14 protein-coding genes are annotated in these 18,803 nt (G+C 45.9%); 6 read left to right on the top strand and 8 right to left on the bottom strand.

Translation table 11 applies throughout. The features are described from left to right. Nucleotides 1-86: 86 nt before the first annotated feature. From MASE_RS15100 to MASE_RS15090, 3 genes are all read right to left on the bottom strand, one after another. Complete coding sequence (locus MASE_RS15100) at nucleotides 87-824, bottom strand: anti-sigma factor (RefSeq protein WP_014950608.1); 738 nt, start codon at nucleotides 822-824, stop codon at nucleotides 87-89. Beyond that, nucleotides 821-1,354: an RNA polymerase sigma factor gene (locus MASE_RS15095; protein ID WP_014950607.1), complete on the bottom strand. Its 534-nt coding sequence runs from the start codon at nucleotides 1,352-1,354 to the stop codon at nucleotides 821-823. The genes MASE_RS15100 and MASE_RS15095 overlap by 4 nt, the downstream gene beginning before the upstream one ends. A gap of 151 nt (nucleotides 1,355-1,505) precedes the next feature. Then, nucleotides 1,506-3,581, bottom strand: coding sequence for a TonB-dependent receptor (locus MASE_RS15090; RefSeq protein WP_014950606.1), 2,076 nt, complete (start codon nucleotides 3,579-3,581; stop codon nucleotides 1,506-1,508). A 175-nt stretch (nucleotides 3,582-3,756) separates the two neighbouring features. Here MASE_RS15090 and MASE_RS15085 point away from each other — a divergent pair, with 175 nt between their 5' ends. Then, the gene (locus tag MASE_RS15085) at nucleotides 3,757-4,341 is read left to right on the top strand and encodes an RDD family protein (protein WP_014950605.1); all 585 of its coding nucleotides are present in this window, start codon (nucleotides 3,757-3,759) and stop codon (nucleotides 4,339-4,341) included. A gap of 100 nt (nucleotides 4,342-4,441) precedes the next feature. On the opposite strand, the gene lptG is transcribed toward MASE_RS15085, so the two are convergent. Then, nucleotides 4,442-5,503 carry an LPS export ABC transporter permease LptG gene (gene lptG / locus MASE_RS15080; RefSeq protein ID WP_014950604.1) on the bottom strand — a complete coding sequence of 354 codons (1,062 nt, stop codon included), beginning with the start codon at nucleotides 5,501-5,503 and terminating at the stop codon, nucleotides 4,442-4,444. After that, nucleotides 5,504-6,604, bottom strand: a complete 1,101-nt coding sequence (gene lptF / locus MASE_RS15075; protein ID WP_014950603.1) for an LPS export ABC transporter permease LptF — start codon at nucleotides 6,602-6,604, stop codon at nucleotides 5,504-5,506. It lies immediately after the preceding gene. A 263-nt stretch (nucleotides 6,605-6,867) separates the two neighbouring features. Between lptF and pepA the strand changes: the two genes are divergently transcribed. From pepA to MASE_RS15060, 3 genes are read left to right on the top strand one after another with little or no spacing between them, the layout of a single operon-like run. Continuing rightward, the gene (gene pepA, locus MASE_RS15070) at nucleotides 6,868-8,373 is read left to right on the top strand and encodes a leucyl aminopeptidase (protein ID WP_014950602.1); all 1,506 of its coding nucleotides are present in this window, start codon (nucleotides 6,868-6,870) and stop codon (nucleotides 8,371-8,373) included. A 6-nt stretch (nucleotides 8,374-8,379) separates the two neighbouring features. Further along, nucleotides 8,380-8,802: a DNA polymerase III subunit chi gene (locus MASE_RS15065; protein ID WP_012519633.1), complete on the top strand. Its 423-nt coding sequence runs from the start codon at nucleotides 8,380-8,382 to the stop codon at nucleotides 8,800-8,802. A gap of 35 nt (nucleotides 8,803-8,837) precedes the next feature. Beyond that, a complete protein-coding gene (locus tag MASE_RS15060; RefSeq protein WP_014950601.1) occupies nucleotides 8,838-11,612 on the top strand; it encodes a valine--tRNA ligase in 2,775 nt (924 codons plus the stop codon). 212 nt (nucleotides 11,613-11,824) lie between these two features. On the opposite strand, the gene MASE_RS15055 is transcribed toward MASE_RS15060, so the two are convergent. Continuing rightward, nucleotides 11,825-14,497, bottom strand: a complete 2,673-nt coding sequence (locus tag MASE_RS15055; RefSeq protein WP_014950600.1) for a hybrid sensor histidine kinase/response regulator — start codon at nucleotides 14,495-14,497, stop codon at nucleotides 11,825-11,827. 55 nt (nucleotides 14,498-14,552) lie between these two features. After that, nucleotides 14,553-15,836 (bottom strand): ABC transporter substrate-binding protein, encoded by a 1,284-nt coding sequence (locus MASE_RS15050; RefSeq protein ID WP_014950599.1) that lies wholly within the window; start codon nucleotides 15,834-15,836, stop codon nucleotides 14,553-14,555. 187 nt (nucleotides 15,837-16,023) lie between these two features. Between MASE_RS15050 and MASE_RS15045 the strand changes: the two genes are divergently transcribed. Both MASE_RS15045 and MASE_RS15040 read left to right on the top strand, forming a co-directional pair. Further along, complete coding sequence (locus MASE_RS15045) at nucleotides 16,024-16,872, top strand: SPFH domain-containing protein (RefSeq protein ID WP_014950598.1); 849 nt, start codon at nucleotides 16,024-16,026, stop codon at nucleotides 16,870-16,872. 71 nt (nucleotides 16,873-16,943) lie between these two features. Further along, entirely contained in the window at nucleotides 16,944-17,153 is a 210-nt protein-coding gene (locus MASE_RS15040) for a type II toxin-antitoxin system antitoxin (protein WP_014950597.1), read from the top strand. Nucleotides 17,154-17,272: 119 nt separating this feature from the next. Here the strand turns inward: MASE_RS15040 and MASE_RS15035 are convergent, their stop codons facing one another. Then, a complete protein-coding gene (locus MASE_RS15035) occupies nucleotides 17,273-18,748 on the bottom strand; it encodes a sensor domain-containing diguanylate cyclase (RefSeq protein WP_014950596.1) in 1,476 nt (491 codons plus the stop codon). Nucleotides 18,749-18,803 lie beyond the last annotated feature (55 nt).

The raw sequence follows: 18,803 nt of genomic DNA, 5'->3' as shown, positions 1-18,803 counted from the left end.
AAATATTTAAAAATTAAAATAAAGTTTTTATAAAAAGTAAAAGGCCACGTTTCGTGGCCTTTTGGTGTGCTGCTTTGTGCGTAAAATTACACTGAAACAATCGGCGCTATATATAGCACTTCCGTTGGTGCGCCTGTTACCGAGCCGCCTGGTGCTTCTAAGCTCACTGCTAACGCCGCGATACTTTGATCTAGCAAGATATCTGGTGTCACGCGCGTGTCGCCATTAACTTCAGGCATCAAGCCGAGAGAAATTGGTGCTTCGCCGTTTGCCGGCACCATCCAAAGCTCATAGTCTTTGTCTGCTAACGCCACAAATGCATCGGTGACCTTAACATTCATTGTCGTGTCAGAAACTTCTATTACCCACAATGGCGTGTTATCAGCATTATTGACTACGGCAATATGGGAAACCTCTGGGGTAGGCACAGGTTGCATCATGAAAAGCAATACGGCTAACACCAATGCAGCAGCTGTGGATATGAATGATAAGTTCTTCCAGCGTTTCTGCTTTTCTTTTTCAAGATCAACTACATTGTCGCTACTTGGTTTTGCGTTAGTCGTTTGATCGACAAACTCTGTATCATTGGCCGCCTTGTGGCCAAGCTTCACTTGTATGCTCTCCCACACGCTGTCAGGTGGTGTCACCGGAGGCAAGGTTTCAGCAAATCCAGTAAGGTATTGCTCCCATTGTGCGGTTGCATCGCTAACAGCCTGATACTGCATCATTAACTTTTGATAGCGCGTACGCGCTTTGCCGCGCAGCGTTCCAACTACATACTCAGCGGCGAGGGCGTTTAATCGCTCTTCTTTTAAATAATTCATAGTGATAGGCACCTCTGCAAGCTTTGCAAGCCTCGTCTTATCCAGCTTTTAATGGTTCCAAGTGGTGACGCCAAGTGAGTTACCACCTCTTGATGCGACATGCCATTCACATAGGCTAAATGGATAGCCTGACGCTGCGGTCCATCAAGTTCATCTAAACAAGAGGCCAACTTTGCTTGCTCTGCCTCTAACTTTATTGATTGTGTGGTTTCCACACCTGACGGTGCGTCATCATTTAATTCGACTTCATTTCTTACGTTGTGATAGCGGATTAAATCGAGCGCACGATAGCGAGCTATACTGACCATCCAAGTAAGTACCGTACCTTTGCCTCGTTGATAATTACCGGCGTTATGCCAAATTTTTATATAGGCGTCTTGTGTGGCTTCGTCAGCGAGTTCAGGGCGTTTCAAAAGCCTTAAAGCAACAGCGTAGAGCTGTGGACTTGTTATCTTATAAAGCTCTGCGAACGCTTTTTTGTCGCCGTCTGCGGTTTTACACAGCAGAGGAAACAGAGTTTCGTGTTCCATTGTTGCTCCTATTTTTATCGTTGTAGCGCGGCCATTTGTTTATTGCTCTAACTATTTGGCGGCTACTTCTTAAAGTAGCATGTTTTATATACAACTGCCTGAATGGTTACCTAATCAATAGACAGACCCCAAACAGTAAAGCGTTTATGTATTAATACTTTACTGAAAAGGTAAGGCGAACATTTCTTGGCTCTACAGGGTGATAATGCAAATCCTCAATCCCTTCCTCTGGCTCTCCGGGCAGCCTAGATGCGTAAAAATAATCAATATCGTGATCGTCACTGTCTAGGGCATTGAGTACTTCTAGTGTTACGTCCCAAGTTGGCTGGCTATAGGCAATTTGACCATTAATCAAAAATGTTGATGGCGGTGAAATTTCATCGAAACTTTCTACGGTGCGAGAGCTTAAGTAGCGGCCTCGTAGGGTATAGCTGAACCCTAGTTGGTTACTTCTTTGATAGTAGGTTAGCCCTGCACTCACCACACCTGGCACGGTGCCATCAATGTGACGGCCTTCGCCTTCAACGCTGTCGCTAAATCGTGCCTTGGTCCACGCAGCTTCAATGTCTGTTGTTAGGTGATGGCTTATCCAGTAGTAGGCACTCACTTCAATGCCGTGTCTCTCGGAGGGGCGACTGGCTTCAGTAAAGCCTGCATCACCAACATATACCAGCTCGCTATCAAGCTCTAAGCGCCACAGGGCAGCAGACAGGTTATAGGTTTTATTATCGGTATAGTTAACGCCCGCTTCATAGCCAAGGCTCTTTACCAATAAGGGAGCTGCTTCGGTAGCGTCACCACTTACCGGGTCTATGCTAATTGTTGCTCCTCGCGCATCGTTAGAGTGAAAGCCCTGCCCAATGTTGGCAAATGCGGTGAGTTGGTCTGATACACCGTACTTCAAGCCTGCTTTAAGGGTAAATAAACCGTCACTTTCGCTACCTGAATTGGCCCCAAGACTGCTGGTAACGTCCACATCTAAGTAATCGTATCGACCACCTAATGACAGGCTTAGTGCGTCGCTTAATACGATGTTTGATTGAGCAAAAAGTGCATAGCTGTTGCTGTTAATCTCGTCTTCTCGGATAGTGCCAAAGCGGGTTAAGTTTTGGGTGCGATACAAACCCACGTTTTCAATATCGTCGAAACGCCACTGGCCGCCTAAGGTAATACTGCTTCCATCCGTAAGCGCCAAGGGAAGGGTAGTGAATATTTCACCACCGTAAATTTTTCGGTCGTCGGCCTGTTCGAATTGATCGCCTGTCTCTGGGTTATCAAGAAAGTAAGTAAAATTTGAAAAAAGGCTTAGCGTTGTATCTATGGCATACAGTGAGGCATTCCATGTATCACTCGTATAGTTTGCGGAGAGACTATAGCGAGACGAATCACCGCCAACTTGGGTGTCGATAGAGCCAAGACGGTCTATTAAGCCGCTTTCAATAGCGCGCTCAGGTACCTGGTCAGCACCGTTCCAGCTATTATCGTAGGCCATTCCTGTAATGGTGAGTTGGCCGTCTAACAAAGGCGTAATATAACGAATATGGGCGTTTTTCTTTTTTACATCTTCGTCAACGTCAGTCCACGGGCCGTCATAGGTTTGATATTCCAGCGCTGTAACAACGCGGCTCTCTCCTGCTTCAAAGTGATTTAATGCAACAGCGCGCTTGAACCCATATTCTCCTAAGCCTAAGAACAACTGGTTTTGCTCAAGTGAATCTCTTAAATTGAAGAACGCCCCGCCAGCGCTAGAAAAATCGCCGATGTTGGCATAATAGGTGCCTTTGAAGTAGCTTAGATTGTCGATAAATTCGGGGATAATAAAGTTAAGGTCACTGTAGCCTTGGCCATGTCCGTGGCTTCGCATGTTCACTGGCATACCGTCTACACTCACCGTGAAATCAGTGCCATGGTCTAGGTTAAATCCACGCAAAAAGTACTGGTTGGCTTTTCCCGAACCGCTGTGTTGGGTCACCATCATGCCTGGGATGAATTCGAGTATTTCACCGGCGCGCAACATTGGGCGTTCAATCAAGGTGTCACCAGACACCCATCCCTGCGAAGCCGAGATAAACTCTCCGTCTTTTACAGATGAGTCACTACGTACTCGAATATGCTCAATATCACCTTCGGGGTCGTCTAACGCCATTGCAGCGCCCATACCAAGCGAAAATGAGCTAGCGAGAAGTGTTGTTACCAGAGTTTTTGCTGTCACCGTATTTACGTCCATTATCCGTTTGTAATAGCAATAACGATTAACAATGGTTAATGGATGCAAAAAGGTGGAAATCATTTTTCTTTGCCTATTGCATTATTAAATGCCGTTAACTAAGGCTTATGTTGTTTAAGCTATCTGGTGCTTGTGTCAAAATAAACGCTGTTGTTAATGAAGTGAAGAGAAGCCCGTGGCGAGACACGACAGAAAAGCCAAGAAGAAGTCCCCATCATCAAACCCTCTAAAAACGAAGGATGATAAAAACGCGCCCAACTCAGAATCAGACAGTTCATCGCTTGAGCGGGCGGGGTTTGTGCGACGATTGTTGGCAATGATTTACGATACACTAGTAGCCACTGCCGTAGGGATGTGTGCGGCCATGGTCATGATCGTAACGCTGGTGGTTATGCTGAAAAATGGCGCGCTTGACCTACAAGGCTATGCTGAACCTGCCGATCTGATTCAGGCCTCTTTTGTTTATAAGCTGCTTATTCAAACGTGGGTGGGCTTGTGGATAGCTGGGTTTTTCTTGTGGTTCTGGCGCAGGGGCGGGCAAACCCTAGGCATGCGTGCATGGCGTTTGCGAATTTACAGCACGGTTGAAGAGCCAATGACCTGGCCACGCTTGTTCATTCGCCTAATAGCATCGTTAGGTGGTCTAGGCACCTTACTTGTTTTGTTTGATTTTAAAAATAAACAATCACTGCAAGACCGACTGGCAAAGACCGAAGTGCTAAAGTTGACCAAAGAAGCGAACGACCACAAGAGCTGGTAAAGATGCCTTGTAAGACGCTAAAGAATCGGAAAAAAAAGAGGCTGTAAGGCCTCTTTTTTATTAGTTTTGACTGTTGAATCAGACGAGTGTGATAGCTTGATCAACGCCTCAACATTACCCCTGCAATGGCCGCAAACAGTAAGCTAGGCAGTAAGGCGCCAAGGAATGGTGGCAGCTGATAGACTAAACTCACTGGCCCAAATACTTCGTTAAGAATAAAGAAACCGAAGCCTGTCAGTACGCCCATGATCACGCGAGCGCCCATTGTAACGCTACGCAGCGGGCCAAAGATGAACGACAATGCCATTAACAGCATTACGCCTACCGAAATAGGTTGGAATACCTTGCGCCACAAGGCGAGTTGATAACGAGAAGGGTCTTGATCGTTATTTTCTAGGTAGTTCACGTAATCCAGCAGCCCAGTAATAGATAAAGCCTCTGGCTTAACCGCAACAATGCCTAGTTTGTCTGGTGTCAGTGTTGAATTCCAACGCATGCGGTTATTTTCATCTACCGTAACATTCGTTTCAGTAAACTTGGTTACTTCAACGTCGCTTAGCCACCAACCGTCGCCGTCGAAGGCCCCATTTTTAGCGTGAGTAATACTCTCTAGCGACAAGTCAGGGTTAAAGCTAAATATGCTCACATCTTTGAGAGAGTCTTGGCTTAACACCTGACCTATGCTTACAAATCGGTCGCCATCCTTTGCCCACACCAGCTTATCGGAAGAAAATAAACTACCGCCTGAAATAGCCTCGGTTCTTATCTGTTTTGCCTTGGTTTCACTGTACGGGGTTACCCACTCGCCAACGGCCATCACTAATAAGATCATTACAAGGGTCGACTTCATGGCTGAGTTTATGATGTTCCAGCGGCTCATACCTGCGGCTTGCATCACTACCAATTCGCTATTGCTAGCCAGTACGCCCATACCAATAAGGCCGCCTAGCAATGTTGCCATAGGGAAGAACTGCTCTAAGTCGCGAGCCAAGCTTAGCAATACGTAGATAAAAGCGACCAGCATGTCATAGTCGCCTTCGCCAATTTTTCGCAGCTGTTCTACAAATTTAATAAGTGCGCTTAAGCCAATAAGTACACTAAGCGTAACGGTAATAGTGCCTAACAGCGTACGGGCGATATATAAATCGAGGATCTTAAACATCTACTTTTTCCCCAATATCCAAGCGCGAAGCTCAGTGCCGGTTTTTCTGTCTCGCACAATTAACATGACACCAATTATCAGCATGATGGTGTGCACCCACCATAAGCCAAGCTGAGGTGGCATTTTGCCGTCTTCTAACACTCGTCTACTTGCCAGTAGCAGCAAGAAGTATCCCAAGTAAAGCAGGATGGCAGGGAACATTTTACCAAAGCGGCCCTGACGCGGGTCGACTGCGCTTAGCGGCACAGCAATCAGTACTAAAAATGGAATGGAAAGCGGTATGGCAATACGCCACTGAAGCTCTGCTCTGGCTTCAATACTGTCGTCTTCCCACAGTTCGTTAGTAGGCAGTACACTTACCTTACGACGAGTTTCGTCAGCAGGTTTATCGGCAATCTGAATTTGGTATTCGTCAAATTCTACTTTGCGGAAAGCCTTTTCAGATTGCTTTCCTTCGTACTGTACCCCTTCTTTCAATACAAGGTTTCGCGTGCCGTCAGGGTTATTAGCCACTTCTCCAGTTTGCGCATACACAACGCGCACGTCGCCTTCGCTATCGTCTGTTTGATTTTGCGATAAAAACACACGTTGTAGCTTATCGTTGTTGTCTACATCGTGCACAAAAATAACCGCTTTTTCGTTACCGGTTTGCTGGAATCTACCTGGCATTAGCGCCGATATTCCCGCCTCATTTCTGGCTTTTTCTCGCAGCTGATACTCGTTCTCTGCAGCCAATGGCGCGAAATAAAGGGTAATTGCGCCTGTGACTATCATGATAAGTACAGACAAGAACAGCATTACCCGCGTTACATACCATTCACTGATACCACAGGCTCGCATTACGGTCATTTCACTGTCTACATACAGCCTGCCATGTGCCAGCATAATGCCCAAATAGGCGCTGATAGGCAGCACTAATGAAGAGAGGATAGGGGCATATAAACCTAGGAAGCCAAGCACTAGCCCAGCGGGAATATCACCGTCCGAGGCGTCGCCCAAAACGCGCACAAATCGCAAGGTGACAAAAATTGCCATTAGGATAAAGAAAATCGCTAACTGAGATTTCAGCGTTTCCTTAAGTAAATAGCGGAATATCAGCATCTCAGCCCTTCCGGAAAATTAGGAATTTTAGTGAAAGAAAGCACAATTTTGTTTAAACTTACCGTTTTTACAAGTTTTGCCTGCAATCATAAACCGTTTGCATGGTGTTTTGACGCAAATTTAACCTATATTCAATAGGTCTGTAAGCGTGAATTGCAGCGAACTAAAAAGTTATGCTGCGTATTAAAACATAAAGCAGCGCGAAACGTTACGTGATTTTAGTCATCGTGCAAACCATAAACGACGAAAAGCGAGGTGATATCGTGGAGTTTAGTGTAAAAAGTGGCAGTCCTGAAAAGCAACGCAGCGCATGTATTGTTGTGGGTGTCTTCGAGCCGCGCCGCCTAACGGCAGTGGCTGAACAGCTAGACGAAATCAGTGAAGGTTATATCAGCAACTTGTTACGCCGTGGCGACCTTGAAGGTAAAGCCGGCCAAATGTTGTTGCTACACAACGTGCCAAATGTACTAAGCGAGCGCGTGCTTCTAGTCGGTTGTGGTAAAGAGCGCGAATTAGACGAGCGCCAGTACAAAAACATAATCGCCAAAACCATTCAAACATTGAATGAAACAGGCTCGATGGAAGCGGTATGTTTCCTTACCGAACTTCACGTTAAAGGTCGCGATACCTACTGGAAAGTACGTCAGGCAGTAGAAGCAACTGAAGACACGCTTTACACCTTTATGCAGCTTAAAACCAAGAAAGGCGAACCACGTCGCCCACTGCGTAAAATTGTATTTAATGTACCTACACGCCGTGAACTTACCGTTGGTGAACGTGCAGTTGAGCATGGTTTAGCGGTTGCTCGTGGTGCGAAAGTGACCAAAGATGTGGCTAACATGCCGCCAAACATCTGTAACCCAGCGTACCTATGGCAGCAGGCGCAAGAGCTTGCCAGCCAGTACGACAGCGTAACCGCTGAAGTCGTTGATGAAACCCAAATGGCTGAGCTTGGTATGCAAGCGTATTTGGCTGTTGGTCGTGGTTCAGACAACGAAAGCATGATGAGTATTATGCATCACCGCGGTGGTCCAGCTGATCAAGCCCCAATTGTACTTGTAGGTAAAGGCCTTACGTTCGATTCAGGCGGCATTTCAATTAAGCCAGGCGAAGCCATGGATGAAATGAAGTACGACATGGGTGGTGCTGCAGGCGTACTGGGTACTATGCACACTATCGCGGCGCTGAATCTGCCCATTAACGTTATTGGTGTATTGGCAGGCTGTGAAAACATGCCAGATGGCAAAGCGTACCGTCCGGGTGACATTCTAACGACTATGTCGGGTCAAACCGTTGAAGTACTAAACACTGATGCCGAAGGCCGTTTGGTATTGTGCGACGCACTAACCTATGTAGAGCGCTTCGACCCAGAGCTAGTGATTGACGTAGCCACGCTAACTGGTGCAGCGATTATCGCACTTGGTCACCATGCAACAGCGGTAATGAGCACGCACAACCCGCTTGCTCACGAACTACTTAATGCATCAGAGCAAAGCTCAGATCGCGCATGGCGTTTACCGCTATGGGACGATTACCAAGAGCAGCTTGAAAGCCCGTTTGCCGACATGACGAACCTTGGTGGTCGCCCAGCAGGGTCAATTACGGCGGGTTGTTTCTTGTCGCGCTTCACTAAGAAATACAACTGGGCTCACCTTGATATTGCCGGTACGGCATGGCGCAGTGGTAAGAACAAAGGCGCAACAGGCCGTCCAGTGCCTATGCTGTCTCAGTTCCTAATGAACCGCGCTGATATCAAGTTAGAGGACTAATCATTCATGCCACAAGTGATATTTTATCAACTTACCAGCAGTGACAATGGTGTGGCAGGCCGCGCCAGCGAAGTTATTGCATCAGCGTTTGCCAATAAGCAAAAGATTAGCGTGCTGTGCGATACACAGGCGCAGGCTGAAGAAGTTGATGAATTGTTGTGGCAGCTGCCGGCTGACCGCTTTGTGCCCCATAACCTTTATGGTGAAGGGCCGCAATCGGGAACGCCGGTGGAAATTTGTTGGCGGCCAGAGCAGGTAGCCAGACGACAAATGGTGGTTAATGTGGGGTCCGGTATGGTGCCTTCACCCAACCAGCATCGTCAAATCATCGATTTTGTACCCGTGGACGAGAACGCCAAACAGGCCGCGCGGGTAAGATACAAAAACTATCAGCAAGCTGGATGCAACATGCAGTTCAAATCTGCATAAGTCATTCGCGTTTAGCTTCAATTTGAGAGTGTGTAATGGATAAAACCTTCGAACCGCAGTCCATCGAGCAGCAATGCTACAAGTCATGGGAAGAGGCGGGTTTATTTAAAGCTTCAGGTAGCGGCGACCCTTATTGTATTTTGCTTCCGCCACCAAACGTTACCGGTAGCCTTCACATGGGTCATGGTTTCCAGCAAACCATTATGGACGCCTTAACCCGTTATCACCGTATGAAGGGCGACAATACGCTATGGCAAGTGGGTACTGACCACGCCGGTATTGCTACCCAAATGGTGGTAGAACGCCAACTTAACGCTGAAGGCAAGACGCGCCACGATTTAGGTCGCGAAGACTTCATCAAGAAAGTGTGGGAATGGAAAGAGCACAGCGGCGGAACGATCACCGGTCAAATGCGCCGTCTAGGTACGTCTCCTGACTGGTCTCGCGAAGTGTTCACCATGGACGAAGACCTGTCTAAAGCCGTAACTGAAGTATTCGTTAAGCTACACGAAGAAGGCCTTATTTACCGTGGTAAGCGTTTGGTTAACTGGGACCCAGTGCTTCACACTGCAGTATCTGATCTTGAAGTACTGAACGAAGAAGAAGATGGCCACATGTGGCACATGCGCTACCCACTTGCAGATGGTAGCGGTGAACTAGTAGTTGCGACAACGCGCCCAGAAACCATGCTAGGTGATACCGCGGTTGCGGTACACCCAGATGACGAGCGTTACCAAGGCTTTATCGGCAAAGAGATTAAGCTACCGATTACTGGCCGTTTAATTCCGGTTATCGCCGATGACTATGTCGATCAAGAATTCGGTACAGGCTGCGTTAAAATCACGCCTGCTCACGACTTCAACGACTACGATATGGGTAAGCGTCATAACTTGCCTATGATCAACATTCTTACCGACGATGCGAAAATTAACGACGAAGCGCCAGAAGCGTATCGCGGTTTAGATCGCTTCGACGCCCGTAAGCAAATTGTTGCTGATTTAGACGCACAAGGCGCATTGGTTAAGATTGAGCCGCACAAGCTTAAAGTGCCGCGTGGCGACAGAACGGGGGCGGTAATTGAACCCTACCTAACTGACCAGTGGTATGTTGCGGTTGAATCTCTTGCTAAGCCTGCAATTGAAGCGGTTGAAAGTGGCGAAATTCGTTTTGTGCCAGAGAACTGGAACAAGACTTACTACCAGTGGATGCACAACATTCAAGACTGGTGTATTTCACGTCAGCTGTGGTGGGGACACCGCATTCCGGCGTGGTACGACGAAAACGGTAACGTTTTTGTTGGCCGCACCGAAGAAGAAGTGCGCGAAAAGCACGGCCTTGGCAGTGACGTAACCCTTTCTCAAGACGACGATGTACTAGATACCTGGTTCTCAAGTGCACTATGGCCGTTCGCCACCATGGGCTGGCCAGAAGAAACGCCAGATCTAGAAACCTTTGTACCGTCTTCAGTGCTAGTTACAGGCTTTGACATCATCTTCTTCTGGGTTGCCAGAATGATCATGATGACCAAGAAGTTCACGGGCAAAATTCCGTTTAAAGACATCTACATTACTGGTCTTATCCGCGATGAGAATGGCGATAAAATGTCAAAGTCGAAGGGCAACGTGCTTGACCCAATCGATTTGATTGACGGCATTGATATTGAGTCGCTAGTCACTAAACGCACCGCGGGCATGATGCAGCCTCAGCTTGCTGAGAAGATTGCCAAGCGTACTCGCAAGCAATTCCCTGATGGTATTCAGGCCTACGGTACAGACGCATTGCGCTTTACCTTTGCAGCTATGGCGTCAACCAGCCGCGATATCAACTTTGATATGGCCCGTGTTGAAGGCTACCGCAACTTCTGTAACAAGATTTGGAACGCATCGCGTTTCGTACTGATGAACACAGAAGAGCACGATACAGGTCGTGACGGCGGCGAAATGGTGCTTAGCATGGCCGATCGCTGGATTTGGGCTAAGTTCCAACAAACGCTGATTGAGTTTGAAAAAGCGCTTGAAGACTACCGTTTCGACATCGCTGCGCAAACCGTTTACGAGTTCACTTGGAACCAGTTCTGTGACTGGTATCTAGAACTTACTAAGCCAGTGCTTAACAATGACGCCAGCACCGAAGCTGAAAAGCGCGGTACACGTCATACGCTTATTAACGTACTTGAAAGCTTGCTTCGCTTGTTGCATCCGCTAATGCCATTTATCACCGACACTATTTGGCAGCGCGTTGTGCCACTAAGTGCACTTAAAGTGGAAGAGGGCGCAAGCATTATGGTTCAGGCATTCCCTGAAGTTGATGCAGCGAAACAAGACGACAAAGTGCTTGCCGATATCGAGTGGGTGAAGAAGTTTATCGTGGGTATTCGTAATATCCGTGGTGAAATGGATATCTCACCAAACAAACCACTTAATGCGCTACTTAAAAACGTAAGCGACGAAGACGCGCGTCGTCTTGATGCGGCTAAGGCATTCCTCGATAAGCTTTCTAAGCTTGAAACCGTAACTATATTAAAAGATGGTGAAGAAGCACCAGCCAGCGCAACAGCGCTAGTGGGCGAGATGGAAATTCTTATCCCAATGGCAGGGCTTATCGACAAAGACGCAGAGCTTGCTCGTATAACTAAAGCCATGGAGAAAATCGAGAAAGACGTATCTCGTACTCGTGGTAAGTTGGGTAATGAGAAGTTCGTAAGTAATGCGCCAGAAGCAGTAATTGAAAAGGAGCGCGCTAAGTTGGAAGAGGGTGAAAAAGCCCTAGCCAAACTTAAAGAGCAGTTCGAGACCATTAAAGCGCTTTAAGTGCAGCCCCTAGAACGGGGGGATCGATACAAATTAGAAGGGTTACCGAAAGGTAGCCCTTTTTTATTAGCGATTTAACAGGCCCTAAACATAGCGCGTTTGTTCGAAAGCCGTTCCTGCATTCTCACACTTCGCTATGAAGCTTGCCAGCGCCTACTGAGCGGGCAATTATTTATGCGAATTGGTATAAGAACTTATCTTTACGTTTGCGTTTAGAGCTGTTTGCCTAAGTACTGTTTTAACATGCCTATCAATGATTTTTGCTTTATTGGCTTGGTGAGGTAGTCGTTCATACCCGCGTCTATCGCGCTTTGTTTATCTTCCTTCATTGCATTAGCCGAAAGGCCGATAATAGGTACGCCAGTAAAGCCTTTTTCGCGGAGTTGTTTGGTTGCCTCATAACCGTCCATCACCGGCATTTGTACATCCATCAATATTAGGTCGTACTGCGGGGCATTTTCTACTTTTTGCACGGCTTGCTTGCCGTCTTCTGCAATATCGAAAGTAAGCCCAAGATTGGTAAGCATTTCTCCGGTGACGAGTTGATTTATATTATTGTCTTCTACTAAAAGCACGTGGCCTTCTAGCGATGTTGCTTCCGCTTCTTCACTAAAATGATGTCCGTCATAACTTGCATCTTTAGATATCACCTGATGAACAAAACGCTCAAATTGCGCAGGTGTGAATGGATGCATGATAAGTGGACCTTTCCATAGCGTGTCATATTTAGCCTGTAGCGCGCTGCCTGCACTTTCCATTACCAGGCCTACCGACTTCCCTTTTTCTAGCAAGGTGTTTAACCAAGCAATATTCTGTCTGAATTCACTGAACTCATGGATATCTACAATGATATGTTCAGGTAAAGCGGCGATATTTTTGGCATCTTCTATTGATAGCGTTGATTTAGTTGGCAGCTGTATTTGGTTGCAATAAGCCGCAGGCAGCAATGCTGCTTCAGTAACATAAAGGCTATCAACAGGTAGCTGAGGTGTTTGTTCAAGCACGCCAGGTTGGTTTTTAAATGCTTTCAGCGGCAGTTCAACTTCAAACGTACTGCCTTTTCCCATAGTAGAAGTGGCATCAAGGCGGCCGTTCATAAGTTCAGTAAGCTGGCTTACAATCGCAAGGCCAAGGCCGGTACCGCCGTATTTTCTATTGGTTGAACCGTCTGCTTGAGTGAAAGGCTTAAATATTCTATCTAGCTGGGCTGCACTCATACCTATGCCTGAATCGGTGATTCGCATGGTAAGGTTTAACACGTTCCCTTTTTCGTTCAAGTTGCCGTCAAACTCAATATCTATACGCCCTTGCTCGGTGAACTTCACAGCATTGTTGCCTATATTCATAATTATTTGGGCAATACGCAGTGGGTCGCCAATTACTTGCGGAGGTATCTTTGGATTTACCGTAAAGTGCACCGATAAGTTCTTTTCTTTTGCGCGTAGTGCAATAACTGCAATGAGGTTGTCGAACAGTGAATGCAAAGAAAAGCTCACTTCCTCAATCTTCAATTTACCCGCTTCAATTTTTGAGAAGTCGAGAATATCGTTAATTACGCTCAGTAATATTTGCCCAGAATACGCTGCCTTGTCGAGATACCCTTTAACAGTAGTGGACAGCTCTTGCTGTTGCGCCAGTTCTATTAGCCCGATAATGCCATTCATCGGCGTGCGGATTTCATGACTCATATTGGCTAAAAACATACTCTTTGACGCGGTTGCTTGCTCCGCTTTTATTTTCGCCTCAGTAATCGCTTTATTTAAGCTTTCAAGCTGAGAGTTCATGGTTCTTGCTTCATCTAGCAGTTTTTCTGTCTCTCGGTTTTTATCACTAAAAACAAGCGCCGCTTTTGCTAGCTTGCCAATCTCATCTTTTCGGCTGCTGCCAGGAATATTGGAAATTTGTACGCCTTGGGCAAGTTTGTTGAAAACTTGAGTGATAGAGCGGATAGGGCCCAATATGCGAAACATGGCAAACAGCGCTGCTGAGAGGGCGAGTAGAATGGCAACAAGAGAAAATAACTCTCCGTTACGCTGTGTGCTTTCAGCCAGTGTGTAGGTGCGTTGAGTCGCAATTTCAGAGTCTGTGGTTACTTTTTTGGCCAGCTCACCGCTTAAATAGAGAAATTCATTGGCAGACCCCGCCATGACTACGTTAACCAAGAATAAATTACCTTGGGTTATCTGGGTTAGCTTAACGAAATCGGCTTTAATTTTTTCCGACAATCGCTCCACTCTTTCCTGAAGGGATGTATTTTTCGTTAGCGTTAATTTTCGTAGTGAATCTGCGGCTTCGTTGAATGCTCGAATAAAACCCATGTCGGGTTTCATCAGATATTTCAACATCGCATTTTCTGCCCGAATAAGAAGCGTCTTTGCCTGTTCTTCAGAGGCAGCAGAGATATCTCCGTTTGTTTTAGCGTCACTCAGTATCTTTTCCAGTAACGTAATATCAGATAGGGTGCCTCTTGCTATAAGGTTATCTCTTTCAGAGCGCGCATCGACAACTTGGGTAAAATTCTCCTGATAGGCGTTAAGGTGCTCCTTCATTCTTGAAAGGATATGGTTGTCTTCCTGTATTTCCTTGTCTTCGTCTACCAGGGCTAACTTGTCGAGTTTGGTGTTAATAGTCACCATGAGTCGACTGAAGCGAGTAATGGCTGATTTGCTCGCATTCTCTTTGAATATGAGCACGTTGCGCTGTAAGTCCACTACATCCCGTTCAAGTTCCTTAACAAGTGCAACATCAACTACTGCCTTTGACGCTGATGCCACGCCTTTGTTTAGGACTTCTTGGTTTTCTCTAGCAATAAACCCCTGTGCCAATATAAGCGCTATTAGAGCGAGTAGCACGGTGATAAGCTGAATTCGAATTGACGATAACATGTGAACTAAAAAAGCCTTATTCCATTAACGTTATGGGTTTTTACTTAACGCAACATTATGCAGTGATGAATTCGTACCACTTCTGCAAACTGTATTCGTAGGTTGGCATAACGGTATTCCATACGGCAACATTACTAAAACGCTCTTCATAACTCCCACCAGTGCGCTGGGCGCCTTGTCTAACACTAATATTTCCGTCGGGCCCTTTTAGCGGCTCTGATGCTACTTGCCCTTTGTACCAGTAATTCCATTCGGCGTCTGAAAGATATTGAGCTGAACGTTTAGGGTTGGAAATATAGTAGCCTTGTCTGGCAATAAATGCGCCAGGCCACCCCGACAGCCACCAGTTCATATACTCATAAGCCACGTCCTTTATTCTACCTTGTGTGGCAGAGGACATGCACATTACACCGTGCCATCCGCGGTAGCCTTCTTTCGGTGCTGCAAACGTAACCGGAATATCTTGACCGTTCAGTGCAGAGACCGCAGGCGAGAACATGCTTTCGATTGCAACCCGTCCACTTTTCATGAACTCAACAGACTCAGGGACCGAGGTCCAGAATCCATTGAAATGGTTTAACTGAGTCAACTCTATAAGTAAGCTAAACAAATCATCAAGTTCATACTCGGTCATGGCACCGATGTCTTGGAATTGAATGAATCCTTTAGCTTGTGCGGCAAGTGCTAAATCGAAAAGTCCGATAGTGGGGTCGTTAACTATGCCCACTTTTCCTGAATAGCGACTGTCTAAAAGCCAGCCCCAGCTTTCTTCTTGCCCTTGCAGTTCGTTGGGTAACTTTGATGTGTCATAGCCAAAAGAGTCAACATTGTGCACATAAGGTAAAAAGCTAATTGTGTCAGTATGGTTGGCACCTAGTGTGCCGTCGTCCTGAACATTAATAATTTTATGCGGTGCGTCGCCAGCGCCCATTCGCGCTTTCTCGGTAAGTTTTCCGGTCTTGCTTAAATCGTTTATTTCTTCCCAATACTGAAGGCGTTTTTTCTCTATGGGCTGAATAGCGTGAGCGCGCCACAATACATTAATGCTATTAGACCACTGCTCATAAAGGTCGAATGACGTGGGGTTCATCGACGCCTTTTGAAGAACGGTTGCACTGCCACCTGGCTCAAACTCAATATTAATGCCTAAGTCTTCCATGGCGCGCTGACGAATGGCTTCCTGAAGCGTGACATGGGTGCCTAATACGCGCAGCGTCGGTTTTTCTTTTCCGATTGAAAAAGGGGTAATGCCCGCAGTAAGACCAAAGGCGAGACCGCCCTTTAATAAGGTACGGCGCTGGAAAGAAGAAGCGACGTTTTTATCTGAGTTTGAAGGCATTAACGTACGTCCATAGTAAACGATGACCCTCCATTATTCTGGCATCTATTTCATAGAGTTACCAAAAAATGTTACCCCATAGTTAAAAATAAAATGTTGCTTTGACATATTTGGTAACACATCAAAATTAGCGAGTAGTTAAATTTTGTATTATAAGGATATCAAAATGATATCAAAGGTGAGTGATATGAAAGAAAAGAAAGGGTTTTCGGTAAACGGTTATTTGATGATCTGTGTTTTGCTAGTCGCACAGGTTGCTACGTTTTTCTATGCAGTGTCGGGTAACCCCGAAGCTGGTGTAATTCTAAGCGTTTTAGTGGGGAGTTTGTGGTTGGGCTATTTCATGGTGCAACCCAACCAAGCTAAGGTCATGACGTTTTTCGGCAGCTATGTAGGTACTGTCTCTGATGTTGGATTACGCTGGACAATTCCTTTGTTCCGTAGAGCTAATATTTCTCTGCGCATAAGAAACTTTGAAAGTGCCAGAATTAAAGTTAACGACAATCAAGGAAACCCCATTGAAATCGCCTCTATTGTCGTGTGGAAAGTGAGCGATACTGCTGAAGCAATGTTTGACGTAGACGATTACGAAAGTTTTGTGCGAATTCAAAGTGAGTCCGCGATCCGCAATATGGCAAGTAGCTTTCCTTACGATCCGCGTGACGACGAGCAAGCGGAAGTCGCACTTCGTAGCCACCCAATAGAGATATCAGCGCGTTTACAAGAAGAGATCCAAGCTCGCCTTGCGAAAGCTGGGATCACAATTTTGGAGTCTCGTATCAGCCACCTTGCCTACGCGCAAGAAATCGCAAGTGCCATGCTTCAGCGTCAACAAGCATCAGCTATTGTGGCTGCCCGGAAGCAAATTGTAGATGGTGCTGTGGGAACCGTAGAAATGGCACTTCAGCGATTAAATGAAAAGGGTGTAGTAGAGCTTGATGAAGAGCGTAAGGCGACGATGATCAGTAATTTATTAGTTGTGCTGTGTGGTGATAAGTCGACGCAACCGGTTATTAATACAGGTACAATCTACTAGCTCGTTTTTTTAATTTAAGTTTGAAATTGTAGTGCCGCAGCGATGCACTGCGGCACATAAGGTTTGTGATTTTGGCAAAGAAAAAAGCGTATCCACTTAGGATAAATGAAAATGTACTTGCCGCTATGGAGCGATGGGCTGCCGATGACTTGCGCAGTGTAAATGCGCAAATAGAGTATGTATTAAGACAAGCGCTAGTGAAGCAGGGAAGAGTGAAGCTGGTAGAAAAAGTGGTAGTAGAGGTTGAAGGTATTGAGCCGCCTGACGGGGGAGAAAACTAAGCAACGTGGCTGGACAGCCAAATCGATGCTGAGCTGATAAGCTAACGATTTAGGTTATTAAAGGTGAGCCGTAGTGAACAATATGCTCATGTAGCGTTACCACGAATCAATATTAGCTTTTACGTAACATGATGAGGTTTAGAACGAGACTCTGTGCCAGCTCTACCATCTTCACAGGGTTCTAACCCTTCGTTATCGATATCGTCATAACATTCGCACTCTATGGTATTGCGACCTTTATTTTTGGCTCTATAAAGGGCTTCATCTGCATCGCAAAGTAGTTGCTTTATGCTTACCTCTTTTAAGTCGCTTACATATACCGCTCCCAAACTAAGGGTAACTTGTCTTCCTTTCAACGGAGGATGGGTTTCATGGAGAATGCTGACTTTCTCGCGAAATCTGTCTAATAGTTGGCGAGGGGAGACTGGACTTGTTAGTACCATACAGAACGCAAACTCTTCGCCACCTATGCGGCCAATGGCATCTTCTTGACGAAAAAATTGCTGCATTGTCTGAGCAACGATGGTTAATACGTCATCGCCAAACCCGTGGCCGTAACTATCATTAATAGCCTTAAAGTGATCAACATCGGCGATGCCAATCAACATTGCATGTCCATTGCGTTTTGCGAAGTTTAAAGACTTTGCAAATGCGTCTAGAAATGCCCGTCTATTTGGAATGTTCGTGAGCGCGTCATAATATGCCAGTTTCTCTAATTTATGATTGGCTGAACGAAGCTCGCTGGTTCGACGGTTAACCAGGCTTTCTAAGTTCTGCTTTATTTTCTTAAGTTCTGCATTGCGCTTATCTAGCTGTTCAGATTGGAACTTCCTTTCGCTAACGTTACGCTGAACAGCTGCAAAATGGGTTACTTCACCGAATTCATTGGTAAGCGGGAATATGTTCATTTGAACCCAGAAAGGTGTGCCAGACTTCGTATAATTTAAAAGTGTTTCGGTACATGGGCGTTGATCAATAAGTGACTGCCGAATACGCAGCGTAGAGGCTTTGTCGGTTAGGGCACCTTGAAAAATGCGAGGTGTCTCACCCAATAACTCCTCAAGACTATATTCAGTATGTTTACACAATGCTTCATTTGCATAGATGATTTTAGGAGAAAGCGGGGCATCGATATTCTGAGCTTCCGTTACCAAAATCATATCTTGTGAATGTTGAACAATATCTTTGTAAGAGAAATCACTAATCTTTGCCGTGATATCAGTGAAATAAACCACTACAAAAGACGGTGAACTGCCATTGACCTTGTACTTTTCGGGATATGCGTTGACATTAAACCACGTTATTTTATCGGTATCTTTATTTATCGTTCCCAATATTCGGTTATTTATAGCGGTGCTAGTAGCAAGCACCTGGGCAATGGGAAGTTCGTGGTAAGGTACTTTTCTGTTTTGCATGTCAATGAACTCCCAGGAGTCCACGTCTAAGCTTTTCTCTTTAAGTTTACCTATACTCAATCGAAGTAGCGTTAACGCAGCGGGATTGGCATACTCTACAACGCCAGTAGCATTGTGAATGACTACGCCAATTTGCGTATTTTCTAATAGATTGAACAAGTTAACATTGTCGATGCTCATTGCACTACACCAATTGAAAGCGTCAGTATGTACTGTTTTCCTTGGTACATTGGCG

The organism is Alteromonas macleodii ATCC 27126 (genome assembly GCF_000172635.2).
GTDB classification, from domain to species: Bacteria; Pseudomonadota; Gammaproteobacteria; order Enterobacterales; family Alteromonadaceae; genus Alteromonas; species Alteromonas macleodii.
Note: the sequence above shows the minus strand (reverse complement) of the source record. Positions and strands in the feature narration are given on the sequence as shown.

Excerpts from the sequence above, each read along its gene's own strand:
- MASE_RS15095 (WP_014950607.1), bottom strand. The coding sequence starts at position 1,354 with ATGGAACACGAAACTCTGTTTCCTCTGCTGTGTAAAACCGCAGACGGC.
- MASE_RS15055 (WP_014950600.1), bottom strand. The coding sequence starts at position 14,497 with ATGTTATCGTCAATTCGAATTCAGCTTATCACCGTGCTACTCGCTCTA.
- MASE_RS15090 (WP_014950606.1), bottom strand. The coding sequence starts at position 3,581 with ATGGACGTAAATACGGTGACAGCAAAAACTCTGGTAACAACACTTCTC.
- MASE_RS15065 (WP_012519633.1), top strand. The coding sequence starts at position 8,380 with ATGCCACAAGTGATATTTTATCAACTTACCAGCAGTGACAATGGTGTG.
- lptF (WP_014950603.1), bottom strand. The coding sequence starts at position 6,604 with ATGCTGATATTCCGCTATTTACTTAAGGAAACGCTGAAATCTCAGTTA.
- MASE_RS15035 (WP_014950596.1), bottom strand. The coding sequence starts at position 18,748 with ATGAGCATCGACAATGTTAACTTGTTCAATCTATTAGAAAATACGCAA.
- MASE_RS15060 (WP_014950601.1), top strand. The coding sequence starts at position 8,838 with ATGGATAAAACCTTCGAACCGCAGTCCATCGAGCAGCAATGCTACAAG.
- MASE_RS15050 (WP_014950599.1), bottom strand. The coding sequence starts at position 15,836 with ATGCCTTCAAACTCAGATAAAAACGTCGCTTCTTCTTTCCAGCGCCGT.
- MASE_RS15100 (WP_014950608.1), bottom strand. The coding sequence starts at position 824 with ATGAATTATTTAAAAGAAGAGCGATTAAACGCCCTCGCCGCTGAGTAT.
- MASE_RS15045 (WP_014950598.1), top strand. The coding sequence starts at position 16,024 with ATGAAAGAAAAGAAAGGGTTTTCGGTAAACGGTTATTTGATGATCTGT.
- lptG (WP_014950604.1), bottom strand. The coding sequence starts at position 5,503 with ATGTTTAAGATCCTCGATTTATATATCGCCCGTACGCTGTTAGGCACT.